General features: G+C 55.3%; 20 protein-coding genes. 9 read left to right on the top strand and 11 right to left on the bottom strand.

The annotated features are described in order from the left end of the window. Positions 1-24 precede the first annotated feature (24 nt). Entirely contained in the window at positions 25-468 is a 444-nt protein-coding gene (locus tag JGC47_RS16550) for a DUF805 domain-containing protein (RefSeq protein ID WP_004154845.1), read from the top strand. Here the strand turns inward: JGC47_RS16550 and fpr are convergent. After that, positions 459-1,205, bottom strand: coding sequence for a ferredoxin--NADP(+) reductase (gene fpr, locus JGC47_RS16545; RefSeq protein WP_004154847.1), 747 nt, complete (start codon positions 1,203-1,205; stop codon positions 459-461). The genes JGC47_RS16550 and fpr overlap by 10 nt on opposite strands. A gap of 112 nt (positions 1,206-1,317) precedes the next feature. Here fpr and JGC47_RS16540 point away from each other — a divergent pair, with 112 nt between their 5' ends. Both JGC47_RS16540 and emrD read left to right on the top strand, forming a co-directional pair. After that, the gene (locus JGC47_RS16540; RefSeq protein ID WP_169799806.1) at positions 1,318-1,479 is read left to right on the top strand and encodes a hypothetical protein; all 162 of its coding nucleotides are present in this window, start codon (positions 1,318-1,320) and stop codon (positions 1,477-1,479) included. Between the two features lie 35 nt (positions 1,480-1,514). Then, positions 1,515-2,693: a multidrug efflux MFS transporter EmrD gene (gene emrD / locus JGC47_RS16535; protein WP_004163733.1), complete on the top strand. Its 1,179-nt coding sequence runs from the start codon at positions 1,515-1,517 to the stop codon at positions 2,691-2,693. 41 nt (positions 2,694-2,734) lie between these two features. Here the strand turns inward: emrD and glpX are convergent, their stop codons facing one another. Next, positions 2,735-3,745, bottom strand: coding sequence for a class II fructose-bisphosphatase (gene glpX / locus JGC47_RS16530; protein WP_004154851.1), 1,011 nt, complete (start codon positions 3,743-3,745; stop codon positions 2,735-2,737). Positions 3,746-3,957: 212 nt separating this feature from the next. Here glpX and JGC47_RS16525 point away from each other — a divergent pair, with 212 nt between their 5' ends. Further along, complete coding sequence (locus JGC47_RS16525) at positions 3,958-4,959, top strand: arsenic resistance protein (protein WP_004154855.1); 1,002 nt, start codon at positions 3,958-3,960, stop codon at positions 4,957-4,959. A gap of 46 nt (positions 4,960-5,005) precedes the next feature. On the opposite strand, the gene glpK is transcribed toward JGC47_RS16525, so the two are convergent. Both glpK and JGC47_RS16515 read right to left on the bottom strand, forming a co-directional pair. After that, positions 5,006-6,520, bottom strand: coding sequence for a glycerol kinase GlpK (glpK, locus tag JGC47_RS16520; RefSeq protein ID WP_004154856.1), 1,515 nt, complete (start codon positions 6,518-6,520; stop codon positions 5,006-5,008). Between the two features lie 43 nt (positions 6,521-6,563). Further along, positions 6,564-7,397: an MIP/aquaporin family protein gene (locus JGC47_RS16515; RefSeq protein WP_004154857.1), complete on the bottom strand. Its 834-nt coding sequence runs from the start codon at positions 7,395-7,397 to the stop codon at positions 6,564-6,566. Positions 7,398-7,836: 439 nt separating this feature from the next. On the opposite strand from JGC47_RS16515, the gene zapB reads away from it, so the two are divergent. Beyond that, positions 7,837-8,076 carry a cell division protein ZapB gene (zapB, locus tag JGC47_RS16510; protein WP_004154859.1) on the top strand — a complete coding sequence of 80 codons (240 nt, stop codon included), beginning with the start codon at positions 7,837-7,839 and terminating at the stop codon, positions 8,074-8,076. Between the two features lie 77 nt (positions 8,077-8,153). Here zapB and rraA read toward each other — a convergent pair whose 3' ends face one another. The 6 genes from rraA to priA all read right to left on the bottom strand — a co-directional run bounded on the left by rraA (position 8,154) and on the right by priA (position 15,286). Beyond that, positions 8,154-8,639: a ribonuclease E activity regulator RraA gene (gene rraA / locus JGC47_RS16505; RefSeq protein WP_004154861.1), complete on the bottom strand. Its 486-nt coding sequence runs from the start codon at positions 8,637-8,639 to the stop codon at positions 8,154-8,156. 179 nt (positions 8,640-8,818) lie between these two features. After that, positions 8,819-10,150, bottom strand: coding sequence for an HslU--HslV peptidase ATPase subunit (gene hslU / locus JGC47_RS16500; protein ID WP_004154862.1), 1,332 nt, complete (start codon positions 10,148-10,150; stop codon positions 8,819-8,821). Between the two features lie 12 nt (positions 10,151-10,162). Next, a complete protein-coding gene (gene hslV / locus JGC47_RS16495) occupies positions 10,163-10,693 on the bottom strand; it encodes an ATP-dependent protease subunit HslV (RefSeq protein WP_004154863.1) in 531 nt (176 codons plus the stop codon). Positions 10,694-10,783: 90 nt separating this feature from the next. After that, positions 10,784-11,671: a cell division protein FtsN gene (gene ftsN, locus JGC47_RS16490; RefSeq protein ID WP_004154864.1), complete on the bottom strand. Its 888-nt coding sequence runs from the start codon at positions 11,669-11,671 to the stop codon at positions 10,784-10,786. Positions 11,672-11,841: 170 nt separating this feature from the next. Continuing rightward, positions 11,842-12,879, bottom strand: coding sequence for a DNA-binding transcriptional regulator CytR (cytR, locus tag JGC47_RS16485; protein ID WP_004163735.1), 1,038 nt, complete (start codon positions 12,877-12,879; stop codon positions 11,842-11,844). Positions 12,880-13,087: 208 nt separating this feature from the next. Continuing rightward, positions 13,088-15,286, bottom strand: coding sequence for a primosomal protein N' (gene priA / locus JGC47_RS16480; RefSeq protein ID WP_013035755.1), 2,199 nt, complete (start codon positions 15,284-15,286; stop codon positions 13,088-13,090). A 216-nt stretch (positions 15,287-15,502) separates the two neighbouring features. On the opposite strand from priA, the gene rpmE reads away from it, so the two are divergent. Then, positions 15,503-15,715, top strand: a complete 213-nt coding sequence (gene rpmE / locus JGC47_RS16475) for a 50S ribosomal protein L31 (protein WP_004154867.1) — start codon at positions 15,503-15,505, stop codon at positions 15,713-15,715. Between the two features lie 1,389 nt (positions 15,716-17,104). On the opposite strand, the gene metJ is transcribed toward rpmE, so the two are convergent. Further along, positions 17,105-17,422 carry a met regulon transcriptional regulator MetJ gene (gene metJ / locus JGC47_RS16470; RefSeq protein WP_004154869.1) on the bottom strand — a complete coding sequence of 106 codons (318 nt, stop codon included), beginning with the start codon at positions 17,420-17,422 and terminating at the stop codon, positions 17,105-17,107. A gap of 243 nt (positions 17,423-17,665) precedes the next feature. Between metJ and metB the strand changes: the two genes are divergently transcribed. The 3 genes from metB to metF all read left to right on the top strand — a co-directional run bounded on the left by metB (position 17,666) and on the right by metF (position 22,423). Next, the gene (gene metB, locus JGC47_RS16465; protein WP_004154870.1) at positions 17,666-18,826 is read left to right on the top strand and encodes a cystathionine gamma-synthase; all 1,161 of its coding nucleotides are present in this window, start codon (positions 17,666-17,668) and stop codon (positions 18,824-18,826) included. A 2-nt stretch (positions 18,827-18,828) separates the two neighbouring features. After that, the gene (locus tag JGC47_RS16460) at positions 18,829-21,264 is read left to right on the top strand and encodes a bifunctional aspartate kinase/homoserine dehydrogenase II (RefSeq protein WP_004154871.1); all 2,436 of its coding nucleotides are present in this window, start codon (positions 18,829-18,831) and stop codon (positions 21,262-21,264) included. 253 nt (positions 21,265-21,517) lie between these two features. Then, a complete protein-coding gene (metF, locus tag JGC47_RS16455) occupies positions 21,518-22,423 on the top strand; it encodes a methylenetetrahydrofolate reductase (protein ID WP_004154873.1) in 906 nt (301 codons plus the stop codon). The last annotated feature ends 195 nt before the right edge of the window (positions 22,424-22,618 follow it).

The raw sequence follows: 22,618 nt of genomic DNA, 5'->3' as shown, positions 1-22,618 counted from the left end.
CGCCCGAATCCTGAGATAAAAATAATGACCTTACAAAAATGGTGTTTTTCTTATCGCGGTCGTCTGAGGCGGCGTGACTTCTGGATTTGGCAGTGTTGCTGGCTGTTAATGCTGGTACTGTTATTTACGCTGGCGGGCAATGGCCTACTGGAGACCCAGACCGCCGCATTCTGCGTTGTGGCCCTGCTGTGGCCAACCAGTGCGGTACTGGTGAAGCGTTTGCACGATCGCAACAAGGGGGGCCATTGGGCGCTGCTGGTGGTCGTGGCCTGGATGCTGATGGCGGGAAACTGGGCGCTGCTGCCGAACGAAGCGCAATGGCTGGTGGGCCGTTTCATTCCAACCCTGATCCTGATCGGCATGCTGGTGGAGATCGGCGGGTTAGCCGGCACGCCCAGCGACAATCGCTTTGGTAAACCGGCGCAGTCGGTGAATTTCCTACGCCGCAGAATGGCCGATTACCAGTAGTGTTCGCTGGTGATGTGCCCAGGCTTGCGTTTCAGGTGTTTACGCATACCGCGGCTCTCTTTCAGCAGCTGTTGCGTATCACGCACCATCTGCGGGTTGCCGCACAGCATCACATGGCTGTTTTCGGCATCTATCTTCAGGCCGGTGACGCTTTCCAGCTGCCCGTTTTCAATCAGCGCCGGGACTCTGCCGGTCAGTGAACCGGCAATCTCCTCACGACTGACAACGGTATGAACCTGTAGCTGCCCGCAGTAACGCTGTTGTAGCTGCTGCATCAGCGGCAGGTAGCTCAGATCCTGCGCGTAGCGCGCCGCATGGACCAGCACGATATTTTTAAAACGCGCCAGCCCTTTCCCTTCCTGCAAGATAGACAAATATGGTCCGATTGCCGTGCCCGTTGCCAGCATCCACAGCGTCTCGCACGGCGGAATTTCATCAAGGATAAAGAACCCCTGGGCGTCTGCGGTAATCATCACTTCATCACCGGGTTGCAGCGCATGCAGTTTCGGGCTCAGTTTGCCTTCCGGCACGGTAACCAGATAGAACTCGAGGTCCGGGCTGCGCGGAGCATTAACATAAGAGTAAGCACGCACCACGCGTTCGCCATCAGTTTCCAGCGCCAGCTTGGCATATTGCCCGGCAATAAACGGATCGATGGGGGCCGTCACCGTCAGGCTGAACAGACTGTCGGTCCAGTCGGTGACTTTTTTCACACGGGCATTAACCCATACGGCCATAAAACACTCCTTAATTCGTTTGCAACATGATTGGCGTTTCTGCGGCTATCTTTACCAGCCATGACGGTTTTTTCCAGCTGGCGAGCGTAGGGAAAGCTCATATCGACAAATTATGCGCACGAATGATCCCAGGCGTAAAAAAAAACTTACAGCAGCGCCTTTTTTTACTGACAGCAATACGTCTGCTATTTACGGCATCGCGCTCGCTTTGTCTGATAATCCTGATATTTTCTCCGCCATAATGCCGGATGTTCTGGCGGATCCTGCTGGCTAAAGGATTTTTTCCGCAAATGATACTGATGTGAGTCGATGAAAACGATTGAGAACAGATACCTGTTGGTGATGCTGATTACTTTGTTGGCGGTAGGGCAGATGGCGCAGACTATCTATGTCCCGGCGATGCCGACCATTGCTGCGGCATTTCATATTAGTGACGGTATGGTGCAACAGGTGATGGCTGCCTACCTGATGACCTACGGGGCATCACAGCTGTTTTATGGCCCGCTGTCAGACAGCATTGGCCGTCGTCCGGTGATTTTGCTGGGGATGGCGGTGTTTATTATGGGCTCTGTTACCGCGCTGCAGGCAAGCAGCCTGAACGCACTGGTGCTGGGAGCGGCCATCCAGGGAATGGGCACCGGCGTGGCCGGCGTCATGGCGCGTACCATGCCGCGCGATCTCTATGGCGGCAGCGCGCTGCGTCATGCCAACAGCCTGCTGAACATGGGGATCCTGATCAGTCCGCTGATTGCGCCTGCGATCGGTGCCGGGCTGACGTATCTGTTCGGCTGGCAGGCCTGCTTCGCCTTCTTACTGCTGCTGTGCCTGGCGGTGTCGGCGGCAATGCTGCGCTGGCTACCGGAGACCCGGCCAGCGGGTCAGCCGCAGCGGCCGTCTTTCTCACGCTATCGCCCACTGCTGGCCGATGGTCAGTTTGTTCGCTATCTGGTTATCCTGATAGGTGCACTGGCCGGCATTGCGGTGTTTGAGGCCAGCTGCGGCGTACTGATGGGTGGTGTGCTGGGCATGAGTAGCCTGGCCGTTAGCCTGCTGTTTATTTTGCCACTGCCTGCCGCTTTCTTCGGGGCCTGGTTTGCCGGACGCAGCGACAAACCCTTTGTTAGCGTGATGTGGTATGCGGTAAACAGCTGCCTGCTGGCGGGCGTGATGATGTGGATCCCCGGCTGGCTGGGGATTATGAACCTGTGGACACTGATCGTGCCGGCATCGCTGTTCTTTTTCGGTGCCGGAATGCTGTTTCCACTGGCCACCACCGGGGCGATGGAGCCGTGGCCGTATATGGCGGGTACCGCCGGGGCGCTGGTGGGCGGGCTACAGAATTTGGGTTCCGGCCTGACTGCGTGGCTGTCGGCCATGCTGCCGCAAAACGGTCAGTTCAGTCTCGGCATGCTGATGTTTACCACTGCGCTGCTGATCCTGCTGTGCTGGCTGCCGCTGTCAAAGGGACCCGAACCGTACAGGGCTTAAACGCCAGCGACCGGGCTTTATTGCGCGGCCCGCCCGGTGGATCACCAAATATACGGATGCAGATTTTCGTCTTTCAGGTCGAGATAATGAATCGACTGGATGCGGCGAATGGTGCGCGATTTGCCGCGGATCAGCAGCGTTTCACTGGTGGCCATATTGCCATTGCGCGTGATGCCTTTTAACAGGTCGCCGCTGGTAATGCCGGTGGCGGAGAAAATGACGTTGTCGTTGCGCGCCATTTGTTCCAGCGCCAGTACCTGGCCGGTCTTAATACCCATTTCATCGCAGCGGGCCTGTTCCTGCTCCCCCAGACGGCGATGTTCAGCGCTGTCGCCTTTTACCTCATGCCGGGCAAGCAGGCGGGCCTGCATATCGCCATCCAGCGCGCGGATCGCTGCTGCGGAAACCACACCTTCCGGCGCGCCGCCGATGCCATACATCACATCGACTTCGCTGTCCGGCATGCAGGTGAGGATTGAGGCGGCCACATCGCCATCCGGGAAGGTAAACACGCGCACGCCAAGACGTTGCAGGCGGGCAATCACCGCATCATGACGCGGCTTCGCCAGCAGCGTGACCGTCAGTTCACTTAGCGGTTTGTCCATGGCGCGGGCAACGCGCTGTAGGTTTTCTTCCAGCGGCAGGTTCAGATCGATCATGCCTTTTGCCGCCGGGCCGACCACCAGCTTTTCCATATACATATCCGGGGCGTGCAGGAAGGTGCCTTTATCGCCCACGGCCATTACCGCCAGCGCGTTGGCCTGGCCCAGCGCGGTCATGCGCGTGCCTTCAATCGGGTCGACGGCAATATCCACCGCATCACCGTTGCCGGTACCGACTTTTTCACCGATATACAGCATTGGTGCTTGATCAATTTCCCCTTCACCAATCACGATCTGTCCGTCGATATCCACCTTATTAAGCATGATACGCATCGCGTTTACTGCCGCGCCGTCCGCCGCGTTTTTATCGCCACGGCCCAGCCACTTATAGCCAGCCAGCGCGGCAGCCTCGGTGACACGGGAAAATTCAATCGCCAGTTCTCGTTTCATGTTATGCCTCGGGAAAATCATCAGGCGGCAAGTTTATCATCGTTACGCCCCTGTTTATCAAGGCTGTAGCGTTGCAGATCGGCTTTGTTCTGGTGCAACCGATTCAGAGGCGATACATTTCAGGACGCATCAGGCAATATGACTAAAATAACGCGTTTTTCGTCACGCTCCATGACCGGGCGTTGACCTCATAACAGAAGGATGAACGATAAGTGTCTGCGTCTGCCGCCAGCATGGCAGCCCGTATCAGGAACGGGTTTGAACACCATCAGGTCAGCATTTATTTTACCGCGGTAGTCGTTGCCAGCCTTGTCGCCCTTGTTCTGCCAGCGACAACAGCCCTTGCATCCGCCATTAACCCGGCGTTGGCGTTGATGCTGTATGTGACCTTCATGCAGGTGCCGGTGACGGAGCCTGGCAAAGCGATAACGCGGTTACGTTTCTTGTTACCTCTGTTACTGGCTAATTTTGTCATCGTCCCGGCTTTGGTTGCGGTGTTGATACCATTTCTGCCGGAAAACAGGATGTTGCTGCTCGGGGTGCTGTTGGTGCTGCTGACACCCTGTATCGACTATGTTGTTACTTTTTCCCAGCTTGGGCGCAGTGATTCCCGCCTGCTGCTGGCCTCCACGCCGGTGTTACTTATCGCTCAGGTGCTGCTGCTTCCACTATATCTGCATATTTTCCTTGGGGAAGATGCTTCAGGACTGATTAAGCCCAAACCATTTATTGAGGCTTTTCTCTGGCTGATTGCGGCTCCGCTGTGCCTTGCCGCTATCACGCAACGGTGGAGCAGGCGCAGCAGGCTGGGTGATTCAGTCTGCGAGGGGCTTGGCCTGTTGCCCGTTCCGGCAACCGCCGTGGTGTTATTTATCGTGGTGGCGGCCATGTTGCCACGGCTGGCAGGGGTTTGGCCCATGGCCTTGCAGGCCGTACCGATCTACGTGGCATTCGCCGTTCTGGCCCCGCTGGCCGGGTGGATGGTCGCCAGAATGTTCCGCCTTGAGCCTGCTGCGGGCAGGGCAGTGGCATTTAGCGCCGCAACCCGTAACTCTCTGGTGGTATTGCCGCTGGCGCTGGCCGTGCCCGGAGCCATCCCGGTTCTGCCCGCCATTATCATTACGCAGACTCTTGTAGAGCTGTTAAGTGAGCTGTTTTACATCCGCCTGATGCCTCAGCTGGGGCAGATGCGGCAAAATCAGTCGCGGACCTGATGCAAGGGGAGAGATGCCCGTGGCTGACTGCCACGGGCAGGTGCGCTTAGCTGTTGTCGGCCTCTTCCCATGCCTGAGCACGGGCAACGGCTTTTTGCCAGCCGGCGTACAGCACGTTACGCTGGGTGGTTTCGATGCCCGGGCGGAATTCGCGTTCGATCACCGACTTGGCACGTACTTCATCCAGGTCCTTCCAGAAACCAACGGCCAGGCCTGCCAGATAAGCCGATCCCAATGCGGTTACTTCACGCACTTCAGGGCGCTCAACGCGCGTACCGAGAATATCGGACTGGAACTGCATCAGGAAGTTATTGGCAACGGCACCCCCGTCCACGCGCAGCGATTGCAAGCGGGTGTTGGCATCGTTCTGCATCGCTTCCAGCACATCACGGGTTTGGTAGGCGATCGACTCCAGCGTGGCGCGGATAATATGATTAGCGTTGGCACCGCGCGTCAGGCCGAAAATGGCACCACGGGCATAGGGATCCCAGTACGGGGCGCCTAAGCCAGTGAAGGCGGGCACCATATAAACGCCGTTGGTGTCTTTCACTTTTGTCGCGAAATATTCCGAGTCTGTGGCGTCACCGATCAGCTTCATCTCGTCACGCAGCCACTGAATCGACGCGCCGCCGATAAACACCGCGCCTTCCAGCGCATAGTTGACTTCACCACGCGGGCCGCAGGCGATGGTGGTCAGCAGGCCGTGGGTAGAGGTGACAGCTTCGGTGCCGGTGTTCATCAGCATAAAGCAGCCGGTGCCGTAGGTGTTTTTCGCCATCCCCGGCTGAACGCACAGCTGGCCGTACAGCGCTGCCTGCTGGTCACCGGCAATACCCGCGATGGGGATGCGCGTACCGCCCTTACCGCCAATATTGGTCTGACCATAAATTTCAGAGGATGACTTCACTTCAGGCAGCATTTCATGCGGGATATCGAGAAGTTCCAGCATGCGCCGATCCCATTCAAGCTTATGAATGTTGAACATCATGGTACGCGACGCGTTGGTGTAGTCGGTGATGTGCACCCGTCCCTGTGTCATCTTCCACACCAGCCAGCTGTCGACGGTGCCAAACAGCAGTTCGCCACGCCTGGCGCGTTCGCGCGAACCTTCAACATGATCCAGGATCCATTTCACTTTAGTGCCGGAGAAGTAGGGGTTAATCACTAATCCGGTGGTGTGGCGAATGTACTCTTCCAGGCCCTGTTGTTTTAGCTTTGCGCAGTAATCAGCCGTGCGCGGATCCTGCCAGACAATGGCGTTATAGATCGGTTTACCGGTGTGTTTATCCCAGACAATGGTGGTTTCACGCTGATTAGTGATCCCGATAGCGGCAATCTGGTCGGAACTGATATCCGCATGCGCCAGCACTTCCACCAGCGTGGAGCTTTGCGAGGCCCAGATATCCATCGGGTCATGCTCAACCCAGCCAGGCTTAGGGTAGATTTGCTGGAATTCGCGCTGCGACACCGCGACAATGTTGGCGTCATGGTCGAGGATCACGGCGCGGGAACTGGTGGTTCCCTGGTCGAGGGCGACGATAAATTTCTTTTCGGCGGTCATAGTCTGTTCCTGATGGAGTAAGCAGTAAGCAGGACTGCGCTTATCATTGTTCAGCGCGCGAGGCTGGTTTTTCGTGTTTTACCACAACTTCGACCGGAAGGTTGCTGGTTATCAGCGCCCGATAGCCAAAGGCACCGAGGCTGGCACCAAGCAGCGGGCCAAAAATGGGTACAAGGAAGTAGGGAATATCACGGCCGCCGGTGAAAGCAATATGGCCCCAGCCAGCGACCCAGGCGAACAGTTTGGGGCCGAAGTCTCTTGCCGGGTTCAGGGCAAAACCTGTCAGAGGGCCCATTGATGCACCGATGGTGGCGATCAGCAAACCAATCAACAGTGGGGCTATCGGGCCACGCGGCAGGCCGTTACCGTCATCGGTGAGCGCCATGATCAGCGCCATCATAATGGCAGTGATGGTCAGTTCAACCAGAAACGCCTGGCCCACGCTGATATGCGGATTGGGGTAGGTTGAGAAGACGCCGGCGAGATCGAGACTTTCCACGCTGCCGCGTACCATTTGATGCGTCTGTTCGTAATCGAGGAACAGATTATGATACAGGCCGTAAACCAGCGCGGCGGAGCAAAATGCCCCGGCAACCTGGGCGGTAGCATAAGGGATCACTTTGCGGCCATCAAAGTTGGCAAACAGCCACATGGCAACGCTGACGGCAGGATTAAGGTGCGCACCCGAAATGCCGGCAGTGAGATAAACCGCCATGGCGACCGCAAGCCCCCAGACAATGCTGATTTCCCACTGACCAAAGGGGGTTCCTGCAACTTTCATGGCCGCGACACAGCCTGCCCCAAAAAATATGATGGTGGCCGTGCCGAGGAATTCCGCGATGCACTGCCCCTTAAGTGTGCTTGTTGCATAACTCATGATGTCATTCCTGTAGGCGAGGTGAAGGGTTGTTGTTTTGTCCATTGCTGGAACAGCCGAATCTGATGTAGGGCTAATGTGAATCTATCGTTAACGAACATTAACGAGAAATAGCGAAATTGAAAAATGTGTACCGCGTCATGAAAATGAGCGTTTTCGCGTATTTTAGCCTTCCCGGGGCCTCGCAAGGCGGATTTGATCGCTCACGGGTTGCGCGATTTCTTCACGCCGTATTCATCACCGGCGGCGTGATAAGAGAGCAAGGCCCGCTTAAAACGGAAAATTGTTACAGACTGCGCTCGCGTTGGGGTTCCCTGCTGGACTTGAGCTGCTGCTCTACTTACAATCGAAGCATCGTTGTTATCCGCGGAATGCCGGTTCATTCCTCACCCATGCGGCTAGCATCATCAATGCCCTGCGATTAGGAGAGGTTAGATAAATGTCATTTGAAGTGTTTGAGAAACTGGAAGCGAAAGTACAGCAGGCGATTGATACCATCACCCTGTTGCAGATGGAAATCGAAGAGCTAAAAGAACAAAACGGTAATCTGAACCATCAGGTTCAGCAGGCATCTGGCAGCAGAGAAACGCTGGTGCGTGAGAATCAGCAGCTGAAAGAAGAGCAGCACGTCTGGCAAGAGCGCCTGCGTGCGCTGCTGGGAAAAATGGAAGAGGTCTGATGCCTCTCCCTCGTTAAAACAGAGAGCGAAAGCTGAGAACGGGTGCCGTGAGGCACCCGTTTTGCTATTCGGTTGGGTTATTCAATATCAAGCGGGACTTCAGACAGGATCATACCGGTGTCGTCAGCATACAGGTGGTCGCCCGAAAAGAAGGTCACGCCGCCGAAATTCACCCGCACATCGCTTTCACCAATGCCTTCACCGGCGGCTCCGGCCGGAATAGCGGCAATCGCCTGAATGCCAATATCCAGCTCTTCCAGGTCATCAACCTGGCGCACCGAACCATAAACGACGATGCCTTCCCACTCGTTCTGCAGCGCCAGCCTGGCGAGAGCTGCATCAACCAGCGCGCGCCGCACCGACCCCCCGCCATCAACCAGCAGGATGCGGCCACGACCGTTTTCCTCCAGCAAATCGTAAAGCAGACCGTTGTCCTCGAAACATTTTACCGTGATGATTTGCCCGCCAAACGAGGTGCGCCCACCAAAGTTTGAAAAGAGCGGTTCAACGACGTTCACATCTTCGTGATAGATGTCGCACAGTTCTGACGTATCGTATTTCATAAGGTTATCGTCTGTTTGCCACAGGATGCTTAAGTATATCGCTTAAAGATGGCTGTTGGCAAAATCATCAATTTTAAACATTGATGCGTGGGCATAAAGAATTCTTTCAATTCAAGAAGCGAGTCGCAATGCGGCGTGGAAAACAGAAACCCGGCGGTAAAGCCGGGTTGGAGTAAGAGTTAAAGAATAAAGCGGCTGAGGTCTTCGTCGGCGACCAGTTCGTCCAGATGCTTGCTGACGTACTCGGCATCAATAGTGATCGACTGACCGTTAAGGTCGCTGGCATCATAGGAGATCTCCTCCATCAGACGCTCAAGCACGGTATGCAGGCGACGGGCGCCGATATTCTCTGCGGTTTCATTCACCTGCCAGGCGGCGGCGGCGATTTTGCTGACCCCATCCGCGGTAAAGTTGATATCCACCCCTTCGGTGTTCATCAGCGCTTTGTACTGCACGGTGATAGAGGCGCTCGGCTCGGTCAGAATGCGCTCGAAATCATTAGTAGTTAATGCCTGTAGCTCTACGCGAATAGGCAAGCGGCCCTGTAGCTCCGGGATCAAATCTGACGGGCTGGCCACCTGGAATGCACCGGAAGCAATAAACAGAATATGGTCAGTTTTCACCATGCCGTGTTTGGTTGATACGGTACAGCCTTCCACCAGCGGCAGCAGATCGCGCTGCACGCCTTCGCGTGAGACGTCCGGGCCGGAGGATTCGCCGCGTTTACACACCTTATCGATCTCATCGATAAACACAATGCCGTGCTGTTCGACCGCTTCGATGGCTTCCTGCTTCAGCTCCTCCGGGTTGACCAGCTTGGCCGCTTCCTCTTCCACCAGCAGCTTCATGGCTTCTTTGATTTTCAGCTTGCGGGGTTTCTGTTTCTGACCGCCGATGTTCTGAAACATTGACTGCAGCTGGCTGGTCATCTCTTCCATGCCCGGCGGCGCCATGATTTCGACCCCGCCGGACATCGCCGCCAGGTCTATTTCGATCTCTTTGTCATCAAGCTGACCTTCACGCAGTTTTTTGCGGAATGCCTGGCGTGCGGCGGATGGCTCTGCTGCTGCTTCGTTCTGGCCCCAGTTATTTTTCGCTGGCGGCACCAGCACATCAAGAACGCGCTCTTCTGCCATTTCCTCGGCGCGGTAGCGGTTCTTCTCAATTGCCTGTGAACGCACCATTTTGATCGCAGAATCGGTCAGATCGCGGATAATTGAGTCCACTTCCTTCCCCACATAGCCCACTTCGGTAAACTTGGTCGCTTCCACTTTGATAAACGGCGCATTCGCCAGCTTGGCCAGACGGCGGGCAATTTCAGTTTTACCCACGCCGGTTGGCCCAATCATCAGAATGTTTTTTGGCGTCACTTCATGACGTAATTCTTCGTCCAGCTGCATGCGGCGCCAGCGGTTGCGCAGGGCGATCGCCACCGCACGTTTGGCGCCATCCTGGCCGATGATAAATCTGTTCAGTTCGCTGACAATCTCGCGCGGAGTCATAGCAGACATAAATTAGGATCCTTACGCTTTGGACGGTAATTCTTCGATGGTGAGGTTATGGTTGGTGTAAATGCAGATATCACCTGCAATACCCAGCGCTTTCTCCACAATGTCGCGCGCGCCAATATCGGTATTTTCCAGTAGCGCACGCGCTGCTGCCTGAGCGTATGGACCGCCCGAACCGATGGCAATTAAGTCGTTTTCCGGCTGGATCACGTCACCGTTGCCGGTGATGATCAGTGAGGCGTTTTCGTCCGCCACGGCCAGCAGGGCTTCCAGCTTGCGCAGCATACGATCGGTACGCCAGTCTTTCGCCAGTTCCACCGCCGCTTTGACCAGGTGGCCCTGATGCATTTCCAGTTTTCGTTCAAAAAGTTCAAACAGGGTAAAAGCATCTGCCGTACCGCCAGCAAATCCAGCAATGACTTTGTCATTGTAGAGGCGACGCACCTTTTTAACGTTGCCTTTCATTACCGTATTCCCCAGGGTAGCCTGGCCATCGCCGCCAATGACTACCTGGCCGTTACGTCGTACGCTTACTATTGTTGTCACGGGCAGCCCCCTTGTTACAGTCAAAAAAACGGCCCTGCTCATTCGCGCAGGGCACTGATGTAACCAGATATGGGGCGAATTTGAGGGGTTTCAACCCCCGGCGGCAACGGGAATGCAATTTGAGTGGCCGGAACCATGCAGGCGTTTCAGGGTATTGTCCGCCGTGTTGCGCCCGTTATACGGGCCGATAACCACGCGGTTCCAGCCACCTCCGGTAGCGATGCGGCTTTCGAATCCTTCAAATGCCAGCTGGGCGCGGATGGACTCAGCCTGTTCAGTGCCTTTAAACGAACCACATTGCACAACCCAGCGTTGGGCGGCCTGTTTTTCCGCTTCTTTCGGTTTGTTTTCAGCTTTTGGCTGTAAGGCTGCTTCCGGTTTTGCCTGACGAACCGGCTCACGTGTTGCCGGCGTAATGGTAACGGAATGGGGAGAAGGAATCGGCGTGCGTGACGACGGAATGAGCTGCGCGGGCATGCGCGACTGCTGCTGTAACTGGTTCTGCTGCTGGCGTTGCAGGGTTTGCTGGCGCTGCACCGGGGTTTGTTCGTTCCACGGCACTTCGTTGAGTTGGGTTGGCTGCTGGCGCATATCCGCCTGCATCTGATCCAGCAGCTGTCGCTGCTCATCGGTGAGCTGCGCCTGCGAATGCGCCTCACCGCCTGAGGTCGGCTCCGTTGGCGTTGGGACGCCAATCTGGCGATTCTCCAGTTCTTTTATATAGCGCCAGCGTTCTTCCGGCTTGGGTGGCAGCCCGTTGCCGGCTGCCTTATGGTCCGCCATCGTCGGCGCCTGTTCTTTTTTATGATGCGCAATAAACCACAGGCCACCGACGAAGGTGATCAGAACGGCCACGGCCAGCACTATCATGATTTTCGATACGCCCGATCCGCTGCTGCGTTTTTTGCTGCGACTGCTGGCTTTTTTACCACGCGTCCCTGTCGCCCGCCCGCGGCTTACATAATCTTTTTGTGCCACTATCGTTCCGCTAATATTCTATGAAAGTAGGGCCGGGTGAAAAATGGTGCAGGTTGCCCGGCGATGGTCCGCCATGTTACTCAAGGGGCGGAAGTTTGACCAGCGACGATCTTGCTAAGAATGCACTGATTTACCCTCCGAAATGAGGGAAACCCGTCACTGCGGAAAAATCAGTCACAATCGCGCAGTGAAGGCGCAGTACTACCACGGATTTTTAACTCGAAATCCAGCAATCTTGAGCCGTTGCTGACGGTTTTTCCCTGTAGCTGCTCAAGCAAGAGTAGCATCGCTTCGCGGCCGATGTTGAATCGCGGCTGGGCCACGGTCGTTAACTGTGGATCGCTATAGCGTGACAGCTCTATATCATCGAACCCGATCAGCGACAGGGCCTGTGGCACGCGCAGCCCCATACTTTTCGCCTGTGACATGGCTCCCAGAGCGATAATATCGCTGTGGCAGAACAGGGCGTCGGGGGGTTGTGGTAGCCTCATCAGCTGTTTCATTGCCTGTGAGCCAGCGTCGAAAGTGAAGTCACCGCGCACAATGTATTGCGGATCCACGGTGACGCCGTGACGCCGCAATGCCTGAATATAGCCCTGCAGGCGATATTGACACAGCGGCATCTCCTCCGGCCCACAAATACAGGCTATACGCCGGTGGCCGAGCTTCTGTAGATGGCTGACTGCTTCAAAAGCCGCCGTCAGGTTGTCGATATGCACCGTCGGTATTTCCCGCTGCGGGGCAAACTCATTGGCCATCACCATCGGCGGCAAAATACGCGGATCCTCCATGCTGATATCAAACGGTATTAGCGACCCCAGCAGCACCACGCCGTCTGTCTGGCGCGTCAGCATCATATTCAGGAACGATTTATCCTGCTGGTTCTGGTGCGCGCAATCGCCGATCAGCACCAGATAACCGTGCCCCGCAGCGACAACCTCGATGCCACGAATGATTTCACTGAAAAAAGGGTCACAGATATCCGGGACAATCACCAATATGGTGCGTGATTCACCACGTCTGGCGTTACGCGCGATGGAATGAGCAGAGTAACCAACGGCAATAACCGCCTGTTCAACTTTGCTGCGCGTGGCAGCGGACACCTTTTCCGGATTCATCAGGGCGCGGGAAACCGTTGCCGTGGATACGCCTGCTTTGTTCGCCACGTCCTTCATGGTCGCCACGGTGGTATCTTGATAGTGCTTCAACGTTTCCCTCCTCACGCCAGCTTGAGCAGCTGACCTGACCAACTTATAACGATGAAAATTTAAAGTGATTCAGGCATCGTCCCTGAGCTGACAGGCCTGCATTGTTAACAAATATTGCGGCACGTTGTTACTTAATTTGCATAAAAGTTGTGACTTGTGCGACTTTTTTCGATGCGCTACGCAATTTTGCATGCAAACGGTGCCCCCGTTAACTCTCCGTCGGGTCGATATCCAGTGTCCATTTGACCTTGCGCGCCTGCGGCAACGAGCCAATTAACGGCAGGCTGCCTTTAATTAAACGCTGAAGTAACGCGCGGGAAGGATGCTGTAACAGTAACTGCCAGCGATAACGCCCGCTGCGCTTGGCCTGTAATGCCGGTACTGGCCCCATCACCCAGAAAGATTGATCGTTAAGGGGACTGGCCTCAAGCAGGTTGCGTAGCTGTTGCAGAAACAGGCTGGCCTGCTGGTTGTCATGATCTTCCGCGCGAAACAGAGCATGGCTGGTGAACGGTGGCAAAAATACGTTGTTACGTTCGTTCAATGCCTGGCTGGCAAACGCATCATAGCCCTGATGCAACAACGTTTGCAGTAGCGGATGTTCGGGATGGTGGGTTTGCAGCAGGACTTCCCCTTGTTTACCCGCGCGCCCGGCGCGCCCGGCGACCTGAGTATACAGTTGAGCAAAGCGTTCAGCGGAGCGGAAGTCAGCGGAAAACAGCGCTCCGTCCACATCCAGTAACGATACCAGCGTAACATCCGGGAAGTGGTGTCCTTTCGCCAGCATCTGCGTACCGACAAGAAGTCGTGCGCCGCCGCGATGCACTTCCGCCAACTGACGCTCCAGCGCCCCCTTGCGGCTGGTGGTGTCACGGTCGATACGCGTTAGCGGGGTGCCGGGAAACAGTTCTCCGAGATGCTGTTCCAGCTGTTCTGTTCCCAGCCCGACCGGCACCAGATGGGTGGATCCGCACTGCGGGCACTGATGCGGGACCGGTCGCTGGCTGTCGCAGTGGTGGCAGCGTAGCTGCCGCTGATGCTGATGGAGCGTGTAATAGCGGTCGCAGCGCTGACATTCGGCAATCCAGCCACATTCGTGGCACAGCAAGGTGGGAGAGAACCCACGACGGTTGAGAAACAGCAGTATCTGGTTATCGGCTTTCAGATGCTGGCCAATTTTTTTGACCAGCATCGGCGACAGGCCGCCCTGCAGCTTAACGCCTTTCAGGTCGACCAGCAGCTGTGTCGCTTTGGTGGCATTACCGGCTCGTTTGCTCAGGTTAAGCTGGCGATATTTACCTAACTGAACGTTGTGCAACGTTTCCAGCGCCGGGGTGGCTGACCCCATGACGATGGGGATATTTTCCTGACGTGCGCGGAACACCGCCAGATCGCGCGCGTGATAACGCCAGCCCTCCTGCTGCTTGTAAGAACTGTCGTGCTCTTCATCAATAACGATCACGCCCAGGCGGGCAAAGGGGGTAAACAGTGCAGAACGGGTGCCAATCACGATCGCCGTTTCACCGCTGCGCGCGCGCAGCCATACGGCGAGACGTTCGCTGTCATTTAACCCGGAATGCAGGACATCCACCGGGGCATTGAAACGCTGGCTGAAACGGGCGATAGTTTGTGGCGTCAGACCGATTTCCGGCACCAGTACCAGTGCCTGCTTGCCGCCGGCGAGGATATTTTCCAGCACGCTAAGATAAACTTCCGTTTTTCCAGAACCGGTGATGCCGGCCAGCAGCCAGGCAGAAAACTGGTCGTCGGTGCAGCGGATGGCACCCACGGCGGTGGCCTGTTCCGTGTTCAGCCGCAGACGTTCACCATTTACCGCATAGTTTTCGCGCCAGTCTTGTTGCGCGCGCGGCTGCGCCTTAAGTTCACACAGCCCCTTAGCGCACAGCGTCCGGAGCGTGGCCTCGGTGATGCCGTGCTGTCTGACTTCGTGGCGATAAAGCACCCGGTTACGCAACGCCGCCAGCGCCTGTTGCTGCTTCGGGGCGCGTTTCAGGCTTTCTGATGCGGTGGCACGTCCTTCTTCCGTTATCAGCCACTGCCACAGAGGTGCCTCTTCGGCCGCCTTTCCCTGTCGTAGCAGTAACGGCATGGCATGAAATAGGACTTCCCCTAACGGAAAGTGATAGTAGTCTGCCGCCCATTGCAAGATGCGCCAAAGGGAAGGGGGATACAGTGAGCAGGTATCCAGTACTTCATGCACGCTTTTCAACTGGTCGGGCGGAAAATCGCTGTGTTCGCCGATGGCCACCACCACGCCAATCGCCCGGCGTTGACCAAAAGGTACGCTAACGCGGCCGCCGATCACCGCATGGCAGAGATGGGGGGGCAACAGATAATCGAAGTTGCGGGCTAGCGGAACGGGTAGCGCGACCTGAACAACGGGCATGGATTCATCCGGGTGAAAAACAGAGCGAGTTAGTGTACACTGTGTCACCGGAAATGTGCGGATTCGATTGCAGCGGATGGTTATTTTCTGTATAGTCCGCCGCCGTTGGTACGGCATTTTGGTATCTACTTCACCTAAATATTAATCTTCGTGTGGTGCCGGTGCAGGAGTATTCCTGGCGCGGGAGAGCGACACGGCCTTAACTGAGGTTTTCCCATGAGAAAAGGTATTCACCCAAATTACGCTGAAGTTACTGCTAAATGTTCTTGCGGTAACGAAATCAAAACCCGCTCTACCGTGGGTCATGACCTGAACCTGGACGTGTGCGGCAACTGCCACCCGTTCTATACCGGTAAGCAGCGTGACGTTGCCAGCGGTGGTCGTGTGGATCGCTTCAACAAGCGTTTCAGCATCCCAGGCAGCAAATAAGCAATCCGCCAGAAACGTTTACCGTTTCGGATGCAAGAAAACCCGGCTTCGGCTGGGTTTTTTTATGGCGTTTATTCAGTCAATGGCGGCGATGCTGTGTGCCTGACCGGGGGAATTTTACACGATGTCAGAAATGTCGGTTGCTGCAGAGGCATGACGCTTCCCGGAGCAATCGATAAAACCTGGATAAAAGACACAAATTTGCCCCGCATGACCTGTCGGATGTCAGAAAATAACAAGAATTCGATTATTTGTGATAAAGATATATAACAGTATCTAAAAAAAACCTCAGTCCGCAGATATAGCTTAAGACAAGCGATTGTGAGAAAGAGTTATTTACAGGTTTTAAGGGGGCTTGCTTCATTCATCGTTTTCCTTGAACATGTGTTTGCAACCCCTTCCTTTTTCCACTACGCATTATCTCATATTTCACATTCTTCATTAGCGAGTTTTGCGGACGATAATAACCGCATTGATATATTTTTTACGGGAATATATTATTCAGAGTTGATTGTTACCGCGCGATTTAGCAGGATGGATATATACTGATACCTTGTGCCCTTGTTGGCGAAAACATATTTTTCTGTTATTTCAATGGCATCGGGGTACCTCGTTTCTGAGGTGTAATTCTACAGTTTGCTATTTACAGCGTTTATTTTGTCACAAAAATAAAGCGAATACCGCCGATCTTAACCATGACTTCTTTCTCTCTTATATGGCGGGGTATGACTTTCATACTGATAAGGGAGGATGGGTTTATGAGCCGGATATTCGTTCAGATTTTAATTGTCTGTCATTTTCGTAGGGGATGATAGTTTACTGCTTCAGAGATACATTCGAATTCAGTTTATTTTCTGCCATTAGTATCATCTTTTCAATTTTGATGATTTTTATTCTTACCGGCACGACGGATGCTGGTCATGTAAACCAGGTGTTTATCTCAACTTCATTCTTTTCTTTGTGACCAATATCAGGCTGGTCAATTCTACCTCCCCCGTTGGGAAAAAGCTGTTAAGCTGGGCGATTTTTCTGGGTGATTGATCTTAAACTTTGTATATTACGCATCTGCTTCATGCCAAATTAGCCTGAGCCATTATTGCAATGGGCCATAACGTTCCGGCTGTTATTGTGAACATATTTGTTATCTTGATAGCATGTGTTAAATATCAGTATACAGGTAAACCTTTGAACGAATTTGTAAAAAAAGCGGTGAATTAGAGCTAACTTCGTCTCTGATTTCTCATTTATGACTGACCCGGCTAAATGGCCGCGCGGATAACCGGACCGTTGCAGGCGTAGTGGCCATCCGACAGGCAATGAAGAAACGAGGACAGGGTGGGCACCTGCTATGACAACAGCTGCCCGACCTGATAACCGGTTTGTGCGTGCTCAGTATTCCCAGCTGTCGGGATCGACGCCCATAGCCCGCATGATCGCTTTTGCCTCTTCGGGGATTTCGTCACTGCGCTCTTTGCGCAGATCGACATCGTCCGGCAGGGGTTGACCGGTGAACGCATGCAGAAATGCTTCGCACAACAGTTCGCTGTTGGTGGCATGACGCAGGTTATTCACCTGGCGGCGGGTGCGCTCGTCGGTCAGAATTTTCAGTACTTTCAACGGAATGGATACCGTAATTTTTTTTACCTGCTCGCTCTTCTTGCCGTGTTCGGCGTAAGGGCTGATATATTCGCCGTTCCATTCAGCCATGAGATACCTTAGTCATATGTATAATGAGAAATGCCGAAATTTGGTGAATTATGCCCGAAGTCAGTGGCTGTCACATCGGGATGGCACCACTTTTTCCGGGCTATATTGGCATAATTCTAACGGTTATTGCGTTTCTGCTCAATCTATACGCAAAGACATTTAGAAGTCCAGATGTATTGACGTCTATCTTCCGGCTGTTTACTCTATACGCTTTCTCTATTCTCCAGCAGGAACTGATGCACCATGACGCGTAAACAGGCAACCATTGCAGTACGTAGCGGTTTGAATGATGACGAGCAGTATGGCTGCGTTGTCCCCCCTATTCACCTGTCCAGCACCTATAACTTCACCGAATTCAATCAGCCGCGCGTTCATGACTACTCTCGCCGGGGCAACCCGACACGTGATGTGGTGCAGCGTGCTCTGGCGGAGCTGGAGGGGGGATCCGGGGCGGTCATGACTAACACCGGGATGTCAGCGATTCATCTGGTGTGCACGGTGTTTCTGCAGCCGGGCGACCTGCTGGTCGCGCCGCACGACTGTTACGGTGGCAGCTACCGCCTTTTTGATAGCCTGAGTAAGCGCGGTGCTTATCGCGTGGAATTTGTCGACCAGGGCGACGAAGCTGCGTTACAGGCCGCGCTGGCGCAGAAACCGAAGCTGGTCCTGATTGAAAGCCCGAGCAACCCGCTGCTGCGCGTGGTTGATATTGCCAGCATCTGTCAGGCGGCGGCGGCGGCTGGCGCGATCAGCGTTGTGGATAACACCTTCCTTAGCCCGGCATTGCAAAACCCGCTGGCGCTGGGTGCTGACCTGGTTATTCACTCCTGCACGAAATATCTCAACGGTCACTCCGATGTGGTGGCCGGGGCGGTGATTGCCAAAGACCCGCAGCATGTTACCGAGCTTGCCTGGTGGGCTAACAATATCGGCGTAACCGGTGCGGCGTTTGACAGCTACCTGCTGCTGCGTGGGCTGCGCACACTGTCTCCGCGTATGGCCGCAGCACAACGTAATGCACTGGCGATTGTCGATTACCTGAAGCAACAACCGCTGGTGAAAAAGTTGTATCATCCTTCGCTGCCGGAGAACGCCGGGCATCAGTTTGCACTTACTCAACAAAAAGGCTTTGGCGCAATGCTGAGTTTTGAGCTGGATGGTGACGAGGCAACGCTGCGCCGTTTTCTCAAAGCGCTGCAATTATTCACTCTGGCGGAATCGCTGGGCGGCGTGGAAAGCCTGATTTCCCATACCGCCACCATGACGCATGCCGGCATGTCGGCCGCAGCACGCGCCGCGGCGGGCATTGCCGAAACGTTACTGCGGATTTCGGTGGGAATTGAAGATCATGAAGATTTAATCGCCGATCTGGATAATGCGTTTCAGGTTGCGGCCAAGAGGTGAGCATGAGTTATTCAGCAGTAGCGAAGGCGGGCAGTTCACGGCAGTTGCACAAATTTGGTGGCAGCAGCCTGGCTGATGCCAAATGCTACCAGCGCGTTGCCGGGATCATGGCGGAATACAGTCAGCCGGGCGATTTGATGGTGGTATCGGCAGCGGGCAGTACCACCAACCAGCTGATCAGCTGGCTCAAACTGAGCCAGAGCGATCGGCTGTCTGCCCATCAGGTGCAACAGGCGCTGCGGCGTTACCAGAGTGACCTGATTAGCAGCCTGCTACCGCCGGACGTTGCCGCCACGCTGATTGCTGAATTGATTTCTGACCTTGAAAAACTCGCGGCGTTGCTGGATGGCGTTATGACCGATGCCATCTACGCCGAGGTGGTAGGGCACGGCGAAATCTGGTCGGCGCGCCTGATGTCAGCGGTACTGACGCTGCGCGATATCGAAGCGGCTTGCCTGGATGCTCGCGATTTCTTACGCGCCGAGCGTGCGGTTCAGCCGCAGGTGGATGAAGTAAAATCATTGCCGCTGCTGCAACAGCTGATGGCGCAGTATCCGTCACAGCGCATGGTGGTAACAGGCTTTATCTGTGGCAATGATGCCGGTGAGACGGTGTTACTGGGGCGTAACGGCAGTGACTATTCGGCAACGCAAATCGGCGCGCTGGCGGGCGTAACACGCGTGACCATCTGGAGTGACGTTGCCGGTGTATACAGCGCTGACCCGCGCAAGGTAAAAGATGCCTGCCTGCTGCCGCTGCTGCGGCTGGATGAAGCCAGCGAGCTGGCGCGTCTGGCGGCTCCGGTGCTGCATAGCCGCACCCTGCAGCCGGTCTCCGGGAGCGACATCGATCTTCAACTGCGCTGTAGCTACCAGCCGGAGCAGGGGTCGACGCGCATTGAGCGCGTACTGGCCTCGGGCACCGGCGCGCGCATCGTGACCAGCCATGATGATGTCTGTCTGATTGAGTTCCAGGTGCCGGCGCAGCATGACTTTGCCAGTCTGCATAAAGAGATTGACCAGCTGCTGCAGCGCGCCCAGGTGCGTCCGCTGGCAACCGGCATCCATCCCGACCGTAATCTGCTTCAGCTTTGTTACACCTCGGAAGTGGTAAACAGCGCGCTAACCCTGTTACAGGATGCCGCTCTTCCGGGGCGCTTACAGCTGCGCGAGAGCATGGCGCTGGTGGCGATGGTCGGGGCGGGCGTTTGCCGTAATCCGCTGCACAGCCACCGCTTCTGGCAGCAGATGAAAGACCAGCCGGTTGAGTTTATCTGGCAGTCGCAGGACGGCATCAGCCTGGTGGCGGTGCTGCGCGTCGGGCCAACCGAGCATCTTATTCGCGGACTGCATCAGACGCTGTTCCGCGCAGAAAAGCAGATCGGCCTGGTGCTGTTTGGCAAAGGCAATATCGGTTCACGCTGGCTGGAGCTGTTTGCCCGCGAGCAGGAAACGATTTCCGCCCGTACCGGGTTTGAGTATATTCTGGCGGGGGTGGTGGACAGTCGCCGCAGCCTGCTGAGCTACCAAGGGCTGGACGCCAGCCGGGCAATGGCCTTCTTCGAAGATGAAGCGGTATTACAGGATGAGGAGTCGCTGTTCTTGTGGATGCGCGCGCACCCGTTTGACGATCTGGTGGTGCTGGACGTCACCGCCAGTGAAATCCTGGCCGGGCAGTATCTGGACTTCGCCAGCTACGGTTTCCACGTCATCGGTGCGAATAAAGTGGCAGGAGCCTCAACCAGCGACAGCTATCGCCAGATCCGCGATGCTTTCGCCAAAACCGGGGGGCACTGGCTGTATAACGCTACCGTCGGGGCCGGATTACCGGTAAACCATACGGTGCGCGATCTGCGTGAAAGCGGCGACAGCATTCTGTCAATTAGCGGTATTTTCTCCGGCACGCTGTCATGGCTGTTCTTACAGTTCGACGGTACGGTGCCGTTTACCGAGCTGGTCGATCAGGCCTGGCAGCAGGGGTTAACCGAACCGGACCCGCGTGTCGATCTCTCCGGGCAGGACGTGATGCGCAAGCTGGTGATCCTCGCCCGCGAAGCCGGTTATGATATCGAACCGGATCAGGTACGCGTTGAGTCCCTTGTGCCGGTGGATTGCCAGACGGGTTCCGTGGATCATTTCTTCGACAATGGCGATGCGCTTAACGACCAGATGCTGCAACGCTTTGAAGCTGCACAGGAAATGGGGCTGGTTCTGCGTTACGTTGCACGCTTCGATGCGAATGGAAAAGCGCGGGTCGGCGTGGAAGCGGTACGCGCCGATCATCCACTGGCCGCGCTGCTGCCGTGTGATAACGTCTTCGCCATTGAAAGCCGCTGGTATCGTGATAATCCGCTGGTGATCCGCGGGCCGGGGGCGGGGCGCGATGTGACTGCCGGAGCCATTCAGTCAGATCTCAACCGCCTGGCGCAGCTGCTGTAATATCACCTTAAAGACATGCCCCGGCGTACCATGCGCTACGTTGGGGTAATGCTGCCCTTGCTTCATCGCCTCTGGTGCCTTCTGAAATCGTCGCTGTTTTACAATACCTGAAATTTCCTCATCTGGGCGTGAGAAGATGTCAAGGCTGTTATTCATTTATCTGTTGACTGAATAACTGAACTCATCCATTTTGAATGTCTGGACGTCTAAATGGATAGACGTGTAATGGCAGCGATCGATGAGGTAACCGGGTATGAGTTTTTTCCATGCAAATCAGCGCGAAGCACTGAACCAGAGTCTGGCCGAAATCAGCGGACAGATTAATGTCTCCTTTGAATTTTTTCCGCCGCGTACCGGTGAAATGGAAGACATCCTGTGGAACTCAATCGATCGTTTAAGCAGCCTGAAACCGAAATTTGTTTCGGTAACCTACGGTGCGAACTCGGGCGAACGCGACCGAACCCACAGTATTATCAAAGGTATCAAGGAGCGCACCGGCCTGGAAGCGGCTCCGCATCTGACCTGCGTCGATGCCACCCGTGATGAGTTACGTAGCATCGCCGAAGATTACTGGCACAATGGTATTCGCCATATTGTGGCGCTACGCGGCGATCTGCCGCCGGGCGGCGGCCAGCCGGAAATGTACGGCGCCGATCTGGTTGCGCTGTTGAAGGAAGTGGGCGATTTTGATATCTCGGTCGCCGCCTATCCGGAAGTACACCCGGAAGCGAAAAGCGCGCAGTCTGACCTGATCAACCTTAAACGTAAGATAGACGCTGGCGCTAACCGTGCTATTACTCAGTTCTTCTTCGATGTGGAAAGCTATCTGCGTTTTCGCGATCGCTGTGTCTCTACCGGCATCGATGTTGAGATTGTACCGGGCATTCTTCCGGTATCGAACTTCAGGCAGCTGCAGCGTTTTGCCACTATGACCAACGTGCGTGTGCCGGGCTGGATGACCAGCATGTTTGCCGGGCTGGATGATGACCCGGAAACGCGCAAAATGGTAGGTGCCAACGTGGCGATGGATATGGTGAAAATCCTCAGTCGCGAAGGGGTGAAGGACTTCCATTTTTATACGCTGAACCGCGCGGAATTAAGCTATGCCATCTGCCATACGCTGGGCGTGCGTCCGGGTCTGGCGCTTGCCGCCTCTTAGCGGCACAGGAAAAAAAGGGTGGCTTTGTGCGCGTGCGGCCAATAGCAATCATATCAACGCACTTAATATCTCACGGCAGGCCAGGGCTTTGGCCAGGTGCACTGCCTGTGAGCGGTGGTGTTTATAGACGGTGATTTTTCCATTTTAACCCCTGCTTTCATCGAGTTAATGTTCTTATCATGGCACATCCCGGCG

Origin of the sequence: Erwinia amylovora (assembly GCF_017161565.1) — a bacterium.
Classification (GTDB): Bacteria; Pseudomonadota; Gammaproteobacteria; order Enterobacterales; family Enterobacteriaceae; genus Erwinia; species Erwinia amylovora.
The sequence above is the reverse complement of the archived record's forward strand: the minus strand, read 5'-3'. Positions and strand labels throughout refer to the sequence as shown.

Excerpts from the sequence above, each read along its gene's own strand:
- zapB (WP_004154859.1), top strand. The coding sequence starts at position 7,837 with ATGTCATTTGAAGTGTTTGAGAAACTGGAAGCGAAAGTACAGCAGGCG.
- priA (WP_013035755.1), bottom strand. The coding sequence starts at position 15,286 with ATGCCCGTTGTTCAGGTCGCGCTACCCGTTCCGCTAGCCCGCAACTTC.
- fpr (WP_004154847.1), bottom strand. The coding sequence starts at position 1,205 with ATGGCCGTATGGGTTAATGCCCGTGTGAAAAAAGTCACCGACTGGACC.
- JGC47_RS16550 (WP_004154845.1), top strand. The coding sequence starts at position 25 with ATGACCTTACAAAAATGGTGTTTTTCTTATCGCGGTCGTCTGAGGCGG.
- rpmE (WP_004154867.1), top strand. The coding sequence starts at position 15,503 with ATGAGAAAAGGTATTCACCCAAATTACGCTGAAGTTACTGCTAAATGT.
- JGC47_RS16460 (WP_004154871.1), top strand. The coding sequence starts at position 18,829 with ATGAGTTATTCAGCAGTAGCGAAGGCGGGCAGTTCACGGCAGTTGCAC.
- glpX (WP_004154851.1), bottom strand. The coding sequence starts at position 3,745 with ATGAAACGAGAACTGGCGATTGAATTTTCCCGTGTCACCGAGGCTGCC.
- JGC47_RS16540 (WP_169799806.1), top strand. The coding sequence starts at position 1,318 with ATGCGCACGAATGATCCCAGGCGTAAAAAAAAACTTACAGCAGCGCCT.
- JGC47_RS16515 (WP_004154857.1), bottom strand. The coding sequence starts at position 7,397 with ATGAGTTATGCAACAAGCACACTTAAGGGGCAGTGCATCGCGGAATTC.
- hslU (WP_004154862.1), bottom strand. The coding sequence starts at position 10,150 with ATGTCTGCTATGACTCCGCGCGAGATTGTCAGCGAACTGAACAGATTT.
- rraA (WP_004154861.1), bottom strand. The coding sequence starts at position 8,639 with ATGAAATACGATACGTCAGAACTGTGCGACATCTATCACGAAGATGTG.
- glpK (WP_004154856.1), bottom strand. The coding sequence starts at position 6,520 with ATGACCGCCGAAAAGAAATTTATCGTCGCCCTCGACCAGGGAACCACC.
- metB (WP_004154870.1), top strand. The coding sequence starts at position 17,666 with ATGACGCGTAAACAGGCAACCATTGCAGTACGTAGCGGTTTGAATGAT.
- metF (WP_004154873.1), top strand. The coding sequence starts at position 21,518 with ATGAGTTTTTTCCATGCAAATCAGCGCGAAGCACTGAACCAGAGTCTG.
- metJ (WP_004154869.1), bottom strand. The coding sequence starts at position 17,422 with ATGGCTGAATGGAACGGCGAATATATCAGCCCTTACGCCGAACACGGC.
- emrD (WP_004163733.1), top strand. The coding sequence starts at position 1,515 with ATGAAAACGATTGAGAACAGATACCTGTTGGTGATGCTGATTACTTTG.